Annotated in this window: 10 protein-coding genes; 3 read left to right on the forward strand and 7 right to left on the reverse strand. The window is 69.1% G+C overall.

The annotated features are described in order from the left end of the window. Window positions 1-78: 78 nt before the first annotated feature. The 3 genes from G1H10_RS16725 to G1H10_RS16735 form a co-directional block, all read right to left on the reverse strand. Window positions 79-564: a hypothetical protein gene (locus G1H10_RS16725; RefSeq protein ID WP_163739805.1), complete on the reverse strand. Its 486-nt coding sequence runs from the start codon at window positions 562-564 to the stop codon at window positions 79-81. Between the two features lie 77 nt (window positions 565-641). Then, window positions 642-1,529, reverse strand: a complete 888-nt coding sequence (locus G1H10_RS16730; protein ID WP_163739807.1) for a serine hydrolase — start codon at window positions 1,527-1,529, stop codon at window positions 642-644. Then, window positions 1,526-2,536, reverse strand: a complete 1,011-nt coding sequence (locus G1H10_RS16735) for a LysR family transcriptional regulator (RefSeq protein WP_163739809.1) — start codon at window positions 2,534-2,536, stop codon at window positions 1,526-1,528. Before G1H10_RS16735 ends, G1H10_RS16730 begins: the two co-directional genes overlap by 4 nt. 80 nt (window positions 2,537-2,616) lie before the next feature. Between G1H10_RS16735 and G1H10_RS16740 the strand changes: the two genes are divergently transcribed. Further along, a complete protein-coding gene (locus G1H10_RS16740; RefSeq protein WP_163739811.1) occupies window positions 2,617-3,468 on the forward strand; it encodes a hypothetical protein in 852 nt (283 codons plus the stop codon). 9 nt (window positions 3,469-3,477) lie between these two features. Further along, a complete protein-coding gene (locus G1H10_RS16745; RefSeq protein WP_163739813.1) occupies window positions 3,478-5,580 on the forward strand; it encodes a penicillin-binding transpeptidase domain-containing protein in 2,103 nt (700 codons plus the stop codon). Between the two features lie 117 nt (window positions 5,581-5,697). Here G1H10_RS16745 and G1H10_RS16750 read toward each other — a convergent pair whose 3' ends face one another. Next, window positions 5,698-6,912, reverse strand: a complete 1,215-nt coding sequence (locus G1H10_RS16750; protein WP_163739815.1) for a pyrophosphate--fructose-6-phosphate 1-phosphotransferase — start codon at window positions 6,910-6,912, stop codon at window positions 5,698-5,700. 326 nt (window positions 6,913-7,238) lie between these two features. Here G1H10_RS16750 and G1H10_RS16755 point away from each other — a divergent pair, with 326 nt between their 5' ends. Further along, complete coding sequence (locus tag G1H10_RS16755; protein WP_312856596.1) at window positions 7,239-8,600, forward strand: class II 3-deoxy-7-phosphoheptulonate synthase; 1,362 nt, start codon at window positions 7,239-7,241, stop codon at window positions 8,598-8,600. A 58-nt stretch (window positions 8,601-8,658) separates the two neighbouring features. Here G1H10_RS16755 and G1H10_RS16760 read toward each other — a convergent pair whose 3' ends face one another. The 3 genes from G1H10_RS16760 to G1H10_RS33085 all read right to left on the reverse strand — a co-directional run bounded on the left by G1H10_RS16760 (window position 8,659) and on the right by G1H10_RS33085 (window position 12,505). Next, a complete protein-coding gene (locus tag G1H10_RS16760) occupies window positions 8,659-10,062 on the reverse strand; it encodes an FAD-binding oxidoreductase (protein ID WP_163739819.1) in 1,404 nt (467 codons plus the stop codon). A 187-nt stretch (window positions 10,063-10,249) separates the two neighbouring features. After that, on the reverse strand, window positions 10,250-10,783 hold the full coding sequence (locus tag G1H10_RS16765; RefSeq protein WP_163739821.1) for a hypothetical protein: 534 nt from the start codon (window positions 10,781-10,783) through the stop codon (window positions 10,250-10,252). 141 nt (window positions 10,784-10,924) lie between these two features. Continuing rightward, entirely contained in the window at window positions 10,925-12,505 is a 1,581-nt protein-coding gene (locus G1H10_RS33085; protein ID WP_246219596.1) for a LuxR family transcriptional regulator, read from the reverse strand. Window positions 12,506-12,709 lie beyond the last annotated feature (204 nt).

The following is a 12,709-nucleotide window of genomic DNA, read 5'->3' on the forward strand; positions in this document are numbered from 1 at the left end:
GTAGTTACTCCGATGGTGTGATCACTTGAGCGTGCGATGGCCGGTTCAGAGCTGCCGGGCAGTTCGGAACCGACGGCTCTACACGCGGATCACACAGAGAGACAACAGCAGCGCGAACCCATGCCGTCTTCGTGGCGGACGGGCGTGGACGGCCGGTGGCGCTGTACCTCTGCGGAGCGGCGATACCATCACCGAGATCCGCGCCAGGAGCAGCCAGAGACCGCCCACCAGCGCCGCCGCCATCAGCACCGCCAGGCACATGTTCAGCAGATGGTGCGCCGGGCTGTGCTCCGTCGGACCGGACCCCGCGTCGTCGGCGACCGGGATGTGCAGTCCGTGGCCGCCGGTGTCGAAGGTGGCAGCGCCAGCGTCGACCACGTCGGCAGTGCCAGCGCCGTCGACGGCCGTATCCGTGATGGTGGCAGTGGTGGTCGTGGCGCCGTGCTGCTCGGCACGGTTCGGGGCGGAGACGTGGTGCATCGCCACCACGGCAAGCATGACGAATGCGAGCAGCGCGAAGCGCCACAGCCGCCGACCGTGCCTGCTGGTGACCATCCCGCTCACGACCATCGAGCTTACCTCGCCGGCGGCGATCCGGATCCTCGCCGTGCGCCTTCGATCACACCCGCGCACACCGCTGGTCAGCGCAGAGCCGCGACGGCCAGCCTGGCCGCCTGAGCGATCGCCGCATCTGCGGCCGGTAGTACGAGACGCACCCGCGTGGAGAGCGTGAACACGGCGACCGCGTAGGACTCGCCGTTCGGATACTCGACGACGCCGGCCTCGTGCCGCAACGCGACGAAGGTTCCGGTCTTCCCGGAGACGACGACGTCGTCGAACGGGAAACCGGCCGACAGCCGCTGCGTCCAGACCTGCTGGGCCATGACGCCGCGGATGAAGGCGCATTGCTCGGCCGAGGCCGCCCGGTCCTGCCAGACGGCCTCCAGCAGGAGCAACATGTCGCGACAGGTGCCCACGTTGTTGTGCGGGTTGGCCGGGTCGAAGCCGGCGAACTCCGCCGGCGAGGTGACGGTCTGCAGGTGCCGGATGGCATCGGCGAGTGAGGTGCTCCCGAAATCCTTCTGCAGGGCGTCGTACAGATCCCGGATACCACCGACGACGCGGGTCGACCGGGCGCCGAGTCCCGCCAGCGCGGTCCGCACACGTTCCAGGCCGACGACGCTGAGCAGGGCATCGGCAGCGGTGTTGTCGCTCACGGTCATCATCGAGCGGGCGATGTCGCGCCACGAGACGGTCACCGGATCGGCCATGGCGGCGAACCCGGTCGGCCCTGGGCTGCGCACGTCCGGGGTCAATGTGGTCAGCTCCGTGGGATCGAGCTCTCCCGCGTCGACCATCTGAGCGAACGCGATCATCAGCGGGAGTTTGAACACCGACGCCAACACCACCGGCTCATCCGGGAGGACGCCGATCTCGCGGTGGCGGTCGTGCAGCGCGACTGCGTGCAGGTGACCGAAGACGCCGGCATCGTCGAAACACTGCTGGATCTTTCGTTCGGCGGCGGTCATGCGTCGGCTGCCGGGAGTTCGGACACCGCGCGTGGCCGACGCATCGCCGGGCTCGCATCCTCCGCGCTGGCCCTGGTGCCGGTGCTGGTGCCGGCGCTGATGCCGGCGCTGGCGATGGCCGAATCCGTCTGCCGGGACAGCGCGCGGACGATCGCCTTCGGCAGATCGGCGAGCGGCTCGCTCAGGTCGCCTCGCCATGCGATGCGGAGAAGAAGACTCAGCGGTTCGCCATCGAGAGCGACGACCACGCTGTCGCCGTCGGCCCGTGGAGGATCGGTGGTGAAGGCGACATGTGTTCCTGCGGCGACCAGGCCACGGACCAAGCGCTCGTCCGCGACCTCCGCCACCGACTCGGGCAGGAAGCCGTGCCGCTCACAGGTGGCGACCACGTCGTCGTGTGCCGCCGGCGCATGCTGACGCGGCGGGAGCACCAGGTGGTGACCGGAGAGATCACGGAGCCGCACACGTCCGCTATGGGCCGCCGGGTGTACGGCGGGCAGCAGGCAGTTCACGACGACGCCGATCTGCGGCCCGATGGTGAGCCCACGCGCGACGACGGGTTCGCGCAGCACGCCGATGTCCGCCCGGCCTTCATGCAGGTCGCCGATCTGGTCCGCGGTCGACTGCTCGTCGATGTCGACGTCGGCCCCCGGAACCACCCGGTGGCACGCCGCGACCAGCGCCGAGTAATGGGCGCCACCCAGCCCGGGCGCGATCCGCACGGTGACGCGTGCCCGGGCCGGCTCCTCGCGGCGGCGGGCGAGTAGGCGAAGCTGCTCGACCTCGTCGAGCACCCGATGCGCCGCCGGTAGTAGCGCCAGTCCGGCGTCGGTGAGCGTCACCCCGCGGCTGTCCCGCTCACACAGCCGCAGTCCGAGCTCCGCCTCGAGCCGCTTGAGCCCTTGCGACAGCGGTGGTTGCCGGATGCCGAGACGTTCCGCGGCACGTCCGAAATGTCGCTCATGCGCAATCGTCGTGAAGTACTCTAGGTGCCGAACCAGGTCCACGAGCAGCAACGATATCCGATACGTGCACGTTGGCGACCGATATCCATATTGGACGGCTCCGGCGCCGCGTGGTTGGCTCCATGGCCGTGGGTCGAACGGCACGTGTGTGGATCATAGGGACGCTGGTGGTGTCGACGATCATCGCCGCCGCGGTGGTGTTCGTGATCATGCACCTGGCCGGCGAACGTTCATCGGTGGCCGGTTCGCGTGACCTGGACGATGTGGCCGCGCTCGACGCCTACGCGGAGGAGCTCGGCTTGGTGATGATCCGTAACCGTCGGCCGGATCCCGCGGCGTATGCACGACGGGTCGACGGACCCGGCCCTGACGTCGAGACGCTTGAGTTGTCAGATCCGCCGGATACTGTCGCTCCGGCGGTCGTGTTGCGCATACGGCAGCAGCGACAGGAGCGCATCGGTTGGATATCGGGGCAGTACGAGGAGTACGAGATCAGTGCGTGTTACCGATGGACCTTCACCGGCATGGAGGACTACAAGCCGGACCGTCTGGAGGAGTGCCCGGAGGTCGACGTCATCGAACTAGGCCCGCCGCCGGTTGTGCCGGAGCTTCCGGACGGCTTCGGTGACGTGCTGTCCGAGTCGCTCACCTCTCTGTCCGATGCGGAGCGGCGTGTGCCGGAAACGGTGGTAGCGGCTGTCCGGTCGGCCTACACGGAGGCGGTCGACGATGCCCTGGACGAGCCGGGCGCAGACCCGGCCGGGATACTGAGCAGCGATGACGTTCTTGCAGGAGATGACTGGGTGGAAACCATAGACGAGGTGATCGGGCTGGCGGTCGGCCGTGGCCGGTCGTGCGTGCTGGCCCGGGTGACGGCGGACGACGTTGCCGTCTGGCATCCGGACCGGATCAGTCTGGAGCCCGGCGAGGTAGGCTGTTCCGCTTCGTCGGCGGCGTACAAAGGGGACGAATAGGTGGAGAATATGACGGCGCATATCCGCGAGCGGCGGAGTCGCCGGCGGATCCTGGTGGGAGCGGGCGTCACGGCCGCGGTCCTGACATTGGTGTCCTGCAGCGACGATCCGCCGGATCCCGATCCGGCGGCCGAGGCGATGGCCGCGGCGCTGGCGTCGGGAGATCTCAGCGGCGCTCCGCTGGTCGGGGCGGACGCGGCCGACGCACAGGCCCAGGTCGAGGAGATCACCGAGGGCATGGGCGACACGCCGCGTTCGGTGCAGGTACGCGCGTTGGTACCTGAAGGCGAGGACGACGACGCCTGGTCGGTGACGTTCGACGTGTCATGGGACATCGGCGCGGGCAACGGCGAGGCCGCTGACGCCTCGACCGCCGACGACGCCACACCGGACGAAGACGAGTCGGGCGGCGACGAATCGACCGATACCGAGGAGACGCCCGGCGAGAGCCCTGATTCGGACGACGCCGATTCGGATCGCGCGAGTGCGGACGGCGCCTGGGCGTACACGACAACGGGGCTGCTCACGCTCAGCGAAGGTGAAGAGCAGCAGTGGCAGGTCGAGTGGTCTCCGGCACTGATCCACCCCGATCTACAGCCCGGCGACCGGCTCCGTACGCGCAGCAGTGATTCAGAACGCGGCGACATCCTCGGCGCGGACGGCGAGGTGCTGGTCACCGAGCGGGACGTCTACCGGATCGGGATCGACAAGACCCGATTCGAGGACGGTACCGGCGAGGACGCCATGGCCGACGCCGCTCGTGAGCTGGCCGATCTGATCGACGTGGACGGCGAGAACCTCGCCGATCAGGTTCTCGCCGCGGGGGAACGCGCCTTCGTGGAAGCGATCACCTTCCGGGAAGAGGACGCGCAGCCGCTGCTGGACGGCATCGCGGAGATCGACGGCGCGGTGGCGCTGTCGGACACCATGTCGCTGGCGCCGACGCGGGAGTTCGCCCGGCCCATCCTGGGCACGGTGGGCGACGCGACCGCCGAGATCGTCGAGGAATCGGAGGGCCGGATCGAAGCCGGGGACATCGTCGGACTCTCCGGGCTGCAGCAGCAGTACGACGACGCGCTGCGCGGAACGCCGGGCATCACCGTCGAGTTGGTGCCGGCCGAAGGCGATCCCACCCCGCTGTATGAAAGCGAGCCGGTACCCGGCGCGAACCTGGTGACCACGCTGGATCTGGACGTGCAGTCACTGGCGGAGTCCGTGCTCGCCGACGTCGAACCGGCCAGCGCCATCGTCGCCGTCCAGCCGTCTTCGGGCAACATCCTCGCGGCGGCGAGCGGCCCGGGTGGCGGGGGATACTCGACCGCGACGCTGGGCCAGTACGCCCCGGGGTCGACGTTCAAGGTGGCGACGTCACTGGCGCTGCTGCGCTCGGGAATGTCGCCGGACACCACGGTCGAGTGCCCGAACACGATCACCGTGGACGGTCGGGAGTTCGGCAACTACAGCGATTATCCGGACAGCGCCCTCGGCGATATCCCGCTGGAAACGGCGGTCGCGGAGTCGTGCAACACGGCGTTCATCAGCTCCCGGGACGACGCCTCGCAGGGTGCGATCGCGGACGCCGCGGCGTCGCTCGGGCTGGTCGCTGGGCAGGACCTCGGGTTCGCGTCGTTCCTCGGAGACGTTCCGGCCGAGGCGGACGGCACGTCGCACGCGGCCGCCATGATCGGCCAGGGCGAGGTGCTGGCATCGCCGCTGGGAATGGCGACCGTCGCGGCGTCGGTCGCGGCCGGTGAGACGGTCACCCCGCGGCTGCTGGACGAGGTGCCCGGTGGTTCCGGTGGCGGCGACGAGGGCGACGGCGATGGTGGCGACGGTGCGTCGTCGCTGGAGAGCGGAGAGGCAGCCCAGCTGCAGGAGATGATGCGCGCCGCGGTGGATGGTGGCAGCGCGTCGTTCCTGGCGGACGTGCCGGGCGACCCGGTGGCGGCCAAGACCGGTACGGCCGAGTACGGCACCGAGACACCGCCGCGGACGCACGCGTGGATGATCGCCGCCCAGGGAGATCTTGCCGTCGCGGTCTTCGTCGAGGACGGCGAGTCGGGCTCGCAGACCGCCGGGCCGCTGCTGGAGGAGTTCCTCACCGGCAGGTGATCCGACCCCGCTTGTTGAGTGTCAGTGTCGCGTCGGACCCATTCAACCGGTCGGTGACGCCACTGACACTCAACAAGCCGGTGTCCGGGCAGGTGCGCTCCGGGCAGGTGCGTCGGGCTAGTGCACCGGCTGGTCGATCGCGGCGAGGAGGTCGGCGAACCACGGGGTGGAGGCGTCGAACGCCTTGCCGCCCTTGACCCGGTCGAACTCGATCGCGCGTAGCCGGCCGCCGTGCTCCTCGTCGTGGCCGATCAGGCCGTCCTCGCGACGCAGCGCGCACTCGACCGCGTAGTCGGTGCAGCTCTTGATCAGCCGCAGGTCGTCCGCATTGGTGGCGGCGGACCGGGCGAAGTAGCCGCTCTTCTGCACGTTCACCTTCTCCGCGCCGATGAGGTCGGCGAACTGCTTGGCGAACCACTGCCCGGGATTGATCTTGTCCAGCTTGACGTGGCCGAAGGGATCACGCGGGATCTCCTCGCCGCGCGCTTCCAGCTCGGCCACGATCTGCTCGACGCCGGCACCCTCGGACAGGAAGATGTTCACGCAGCCGATCTGGTCCATCACCGCACGCAGCCGACCGGCCTCGGCCTCGATGTCGAGCTTGAGTTCCGGCACGTAGACGCCGTGCACGTCCCAGCGGCGCGGATCGTTGCCGAATTCGGGTACCCACTCCTGGGTGGCCAGCCAGCCCCGGTAGGCGCGGGCGGTGGCCGCGGTGAGCCAGCCGCAGTTGCGGCCCATGACCTCGTGGATGACCAGCATGCGCGGGTTGGACGAGTGCTCGGAGATGACGTTGCGGGCGAACAGGGCGCCCTGCTCCGCGGCGGTCCAGGCGCCGAGGCTCTGCCGGACCGGGACGACGTCGTTGTCCACCGTCTTGGGCAGACCGACCACGGTCAGCTCGTGCCCGTTGGACTTCAGGTAGGCGGCGAGGTCGGCAGCAGTGGTGTTGGTGTCGTCGCCGCCGATGGTGTGCAGCACGTCGACGCCGTCTCGGGTGAGCTGCTCCGCCGCGACGTGTAGCGGGTCCTGGCCCTCCTGGACGAAACCTCGCTTGACCGCGTCTTCGACGTTGGTCAGCTTGACCCGGCTGTTGCCGATGGGGCTACCGCCGAAGCGGTGAAGGCGATGCGCGGTCGCCCTGATCTCGGGCGTGACCGTGATCGACCGGCCGGTGAGCAGGCCGGCGTAGCCGTCGAGGTAGCCGATGATCTCGACATCCGGGGCGATCTCGGTGTAGCGCTCGATCAGTCCGCCGACGGCAGAGGAGAGGCATGGTGCCAGCCCTCCGGCGGTGAGCATCGCGACCTTACGAATCGGCTGATCAGACATGACTGAAGAACCCTTCCGCACACTCGAATCTCTGGCGCCGGCGCGCACATCGTCGTGCTGTTCAGGTCTCGACCCATGACGGGTCCGCAACCCGCGGTGTGCCGGAACCTCTCCTGGCCCGACGCCTCACCCTAGTACAGGGCAGGGTGGATCGCGCCAGCGGAGCGTCCGGGGAACGTTCAGGGAAGCGCTCCGGGAACATCGCCGGTGAAGCTCCAGGGAAACGGTCCAGGGAGCGCGGAGATGCCCGCGGAACATCGCGAAGCATCGTCCCAGTGCGTGGGATGTTTCGTCCTCGTGACAGGAGAGGACATACGCTTAGCCGCGTGACCTCGCACGCGGATTCTGAGCTGTTCGCCGACCTGACCGCCGCGCTGGGCAGCCTGCCGGCCGCGCAGCAGCCGGACTGGCCGAACCCTGTGGCCGTGGATGAGGCCGTGGCCGAGCTGCGGTCGATGCCGCCGCTGGTGTTCGCCGGTGAATGTGACCAGCTGCGTGAGCATCTCGCCGCCGTCTCGCGCGGCGAGGCGTTTCTGCTTCAGGGCGGCGACTGCGCGGAGACGTTCGACGGCGTCACCGCGGACAACGTGCGAAACAAGCTCAAGACGTTGCTACAGATGGCGGTCGTGCTGACCTACGCCGCCGGGATGCCGGTGGTGAAGGTGGGCCGGCTGGCCGGTCAATACGCCAAGCCCCGGTCGAAGCCGACGGAGACGCGCGGCGACGTGACGCTGCCGGCGTTCCGCGGTGACATTGTCAACGGGTTCGAGTTCACCGAGGCGGCGCGCGTGCCGGACCCACGCCGGCTGGTCCGGGCGTACCACGCCTCGGCGGCGACGCTGAACCTCACCCGCGCGTTCGTCGGCGGTGGGTTCGCCGACCTGCATCAGGTGCACGCCTGGAACACGGACTTCGTCCGGACCTCGCCCGCCGGTCAGCGGTACGAGCGCCTTGCCGGGCGGCTCGACCAGGCGCTGCGGTTCATGCGGGCGATCGACATCGAGTCGGAGAATCTGCGCACGGTCGAGCTGTACTCCAGCCATGAGGCATTGCTCCTGGAGTATGAGACCGCGTTGACCCGGGTGGACGCCCGCACCGGCGCGCCGTACGACGTCTCCGGGCACTTCGTCTGGATCGGTGAGCGGACCCGCCAGCTCGATGGCGCGCATCTGGAGTTCGCCTCCCGGATCCGCAACCCGATCGGGGTGAAAGTGGGCCCCACGACGTCGCCGGACGACCTGATGGCGCTCGCGGACAAACTCGACCCGGAGCGGGAGCCGGGCCGGTTGACCTTCGTCACCCGGATGGGCGCCGGCAAGATCCGGGATGCCCTGCCGCCGCTGATCCAGAAGGCGACGGCCAGCGGCCTGGTGGCGTCCTGGGTGTGCGATCCGATGCACGGCAACACGTACGAGGCGCCGAGCGGGCACAAGACCCGTAAGTTCGACGAGGTCATGGACGAGGTCCGCGGGTTCTTCGAGGTACACGCCGCCCAAGGCACCCACCCGGGCGGCCTGCACATCGAACTCACCGGCGACGACGTGACCGAATGCGTCGGCGGGGGAGACCCGATCGCGGAGGACGGTCTGTCCAGCCGGTACGAGACGGTCTGCGATCCCCGGCTGAACCGCACACAGTCTCTGGAACTGGCCTTCCTGGTCGCCGAACTCTTGGAGACAGCCAACTGAGGCGCCCGAGCCCCACGCCGTCGTGCGGGGCGTGAGTGATCCGGTCGAGTTTCCCGTCTCAGGCCGGGATATGGCCCTCGGAGCTGAACAGGCCGTCCGGATCGTAGGCTCTGCGTAGCGCGGCGAGGCGCTCGTAGTTCGATCCGAACATCCGGCGCAGGGTGCGTTCGCCGGCCTCGTAGAAGCCGGGGAAGTTGAGGTACTCCGCGCCGGTGGAGAAGCGCTCCATGGTGTCTCGCACCTTGCGTGCCCAGGCGATGTTCGCCTCGTCATCCGCGTCGTCCTCCCAGTTCGCCTCGACACCGAGCAGGTACGGCGCGGACCGGTCGCCCAGAGCGGTCTCGTCGGCCCCCACCCGGCTGAACGCACCGCCGAGCTGCCAGACGTCGAGCGTGGAATGCGGCGACGGACAGGCCTCGTTGAGCTCCCGCAGTGCATCGATCACCTCGTCATCCATGCCGGTCAGATAGAGCGACGTCCAGTAGTACCGCATGACGTGCGCCGGGTAGTCCTCGTCGAACAGCTTCTGGGCGTCCACGTATGGCATGACGTCGGTGAGATCGGCGATCGGTGAGCCGAAGTCGCGCAACGGCGCCAGGTCGGCCTGAGCCTGTGCCGGATCACCCGAGTGCACCGCGGCATAGGTCACCACCGGCTGATGGTGGTACTGCGCCGGAATGTCGTCGATGGCGGGTGCGTGCCACACGATGGCGAACGAGCTCACGTCGTCGGGGGCGTTCTGGCTCCACTCGTGGTAGTTCCGCATTGCGGCCGCGGCGTCCGTCCATGGGTGGAACACGAGCGCGAGCGTGACGTCCGGCCCCACTGGGTAGGCGCGGAATTCGAAGGAGGTCACCACGCCCAGGCCGCCGCCTCCGCCGCGCAGCCCCCAGAGCAGACCCGGGTTCTCGGTCTCGCTGGCCCGCACCCGCTCGCCGGACGCGGTGACCAGATCGGCGGCGACCAGGTTGTCGCAGCTGGCACCATAGGCGCGCCGCAGCCAGCCCAGGCCGCCGCCGAGTGTGAGGCCGGCCAGGCCGGTCTCGCTGTACACCCCGAACGGCACGGCCAGTCCGTGCTCCTGGGTGGCCCGGTCGACCTCGCCGAGAAGCGCGCCGCCGTCGGCGCGCACTCGTCGGCGGTCGGGATCCACGTCAACGGTTCGCATCGGCGACAGGTCGACCACGAGGCTTCCGTCGCGCACGGCAGTGCCGGAGACGTTGTGGCCGCCGCCGCGTACCGAGACCGGCAGGCGGTGGGCGCGGGCGTGCGCGAGGGCCGCGGCCACGTCGTCGGCATCGGTGCACCGCGCGATGACGGCCGGGCGCCGGTCGATCATGCCGTTCCAGACGGCGCGGGCATCGTCGTAGCCGGCGTCGTCTGGGGTGATCACCTGTCCGTGCGGCAGGAAGGACGTATCGGACGCCGAGGTGGCCGGCGTGCGGGAGACAGTGGAATCCATGTCGTTCTCCGTTGCTTGACTGCGGACGTGGCGAAGTGCCACCGGACAGCTCGACGCTAAGCGAGACGCGGATCCTCCCACAGCCCGAGCATTGTGCAATCGGGCGCCGCGAGTGAATGGTCAGATCTGACTATCCAGGAATCCAGGTCGAACCGAGCGCATGCCTCGACATCTAGGTCCCGAACCTTCATGACGCTCCTTCCACCAGGGTGTCGAGCAGTGCGCGCGGTTGGTTGCCGCTGTGTGACCGGGCGCAAGGCCGGCGCACCGTGAACCGGCAACGCCAGGAATGCGTACGTGGCCGACCAGCCACATGATCAGAATTGAGCACGTGCCGGGCTGCGGCGGACGCGTCGCGCTCACTGAGGAAGTTCTGCAGCTGGACGACGGCCGAGACGAGGCAGCCGGGAACGAACCCGAGCTGACCCGTCAGGATCGCGTAAACGATCCAGACGGGTTGGACGCAGGCTCCGAGCAGCCATCCCCACCACTTCTGTCGCCCCGCCGCCCACATGGCGAGAACCTGCAGGCCGGTCAGGATCCAGGCCCAGTACAGCGGAGCTCCGAGCCTGCTCTGGGTTGCCAGGGACGACGCGACTACGAGCAGCGACGCGCTCGCGCTGAGGGCCATCGCTCCGGCCAGCCGGAGCGTTCGGCGGTGGTGTCTGGCTGTGGGGGCCGGTACTGAGATCGGCGCGAGGGATCGCACGTCGGAGTTCATGCCGCCGACGCTAGGAATGCAGGCGTCCAGTCGGCGTCGCCGACAACAATCAATGTGCGGGCGGGCTTCGTGGTCAATGCTGACCATGTGGGTAGCAGAAACCGGCTTCTTGGTGGCGGCCGGCGGTAGGCGGGCGAACGCTCAGACGAGTCGGTGCTGGTACGCGTACGAGGCGGCGGCGGAGCGGGAGGCGACGTCGATCTTGCGGAAGATGTTGCTGATGTGCCTGGCTACCGTGTGCTCGCTGATGAACAGCTCCGCCGCGATCTGCCGGTTGGACCGGCCCTGGGCCACTAGCCGGAGCACGTCCAGCTCACGCGACGTCAGGCCGTCCGGCCTGGACACTGGGCGGCTGCGGAGCTCGGCCACCCGTTGGACGTCAGGCGTCGCGCCCAGCCGTTCGAAGATCGCGCCGGCGGCGTCGAGCTCCAGAAGCGCGGTCTGCTCGTCGCCCGCGCGACGTGCCGCCATGCCCAGGAGCACCCGCGTGCTGGCGCCCTCGTAAGGGCACGACAGTTCCCGATAGAGGTCGCACGCCGTGCGCAGTGGGGGCAGCGCACCGTTGACATCGCCCTGGGCGAGGAGAACGGAACCGTTCGCCGTCGCGGCCATACCGCGCAGATACAGCGCCCGGCTCGCCGCCGCCAGATCGTTCAGCTCTTCGGCGGACCTGGCGGCCGTCTCGATGTGTCCCAGGACCAGCTCGACTTCGACGTGCGCGGCCAGGAGGCGTCCTCTGCCGACCGGGCTGCCGGGCCTTCCGGAGATGGCCAGGCGGAGCGCGGCGGCCGCGTCTTCGGCTTCGCCCTCGGCGAGCCGGAGTAGCGCCAATCCTGGCTGTGGCTCGCGTCCGAGCTCGTGGGCGCGGAGAAAGGCCGCCCTTGCACCGGCGTGATCTCCCCTGCGACGCCGGATCTCGCCAGCCAGATACTGCCCCTCGGCGATCAGGTAATCGCCGAACGGCGCGAGCTCCTCTGCGGCGTGTAGGGCTTCCCGCTCGGCCATCGACCAATCGCCGCGCAGCGACCGGATCTCACATCGGTGAAGGCGGCACAGCCCTGGGTACCAACTGTCCTGGCCCCGCTCTTCGCTCCACCGGACAGCGATGTCGGTCCACTCGGACGCGCGGCGGACGTCGCCGAGCTCTTGGCAGGTGGACAGGAGCAGGCAGTAGACCCAACCGGTGGCGAAAGCCGTGAGCTCTCCGCTGAGCGCCGCGACCATCGCCTCGTCCAGCCGGTCGAGCCCCGCCGCCACATCACGGCGCGTGATGAGGATCCGCCCCTGCACTCCGAGTGCGAGCGCCTCGAGGTCGCGGTCGTCGAACTGCCGTCCGGCCTCGCAGGCACGGCGCGCGGAGGCGAGGGCGTCGTCCAGCTGTCCCTTGTACAGCGCCCAGTCGGCATCGGCGAGCGCTACGTAATGGCTCTCGATCTGTTCGGGCACTTCCAGGGCATGCCGGTGACAACGCTGGAGCCAACCGCTGGCCACGGCGGCCTCGTCGAGGTCGAAATGTGCGTAGAACAACCGCCATGCGGCCATGGTGGCCCGACGTGCGTCGTTGGCGTCGCGATGCAGGCGGTACGCCTGCTGCCGGGCGGCGATCGATTCTCGCGGCTGTCCGAGCCAGAACTCGGCGTCTGCCCGCGCCTCAAGCTGAGACGCGGTGAGCTCATCGAGCTTGGCGGCAGCGTGCGCCGCACTCGGTTGTCTGACGTCCATCTATGCCCCCTCGCACGACCGAGGCTCGCAGCTGGCATCCGAGCGTGCGGTCGTGCACCCGCATGATACCGCTGATCCGGCACAGTACGGGTGCGCACGGTGTACCGAGCTGCCCGGACTGATGGGCTGGACGGGCTGCTGGCATGCACGGACTGCTGGTGGCTGGGCTACTGGGTGTGGAGCGCCGCAGTGCCGACACCGGCC

This window comes from Phytoactinopolyspora halotolerans, from assembly GCF_010550675.1.
Taxonomy (GTDB): Bacteria; Actinomycetota; Actinomycetes; order Jiangellales; family Jiangellaceae; genus Phytoactinopolyspora; species Phytoactinopolyspora halotolerans.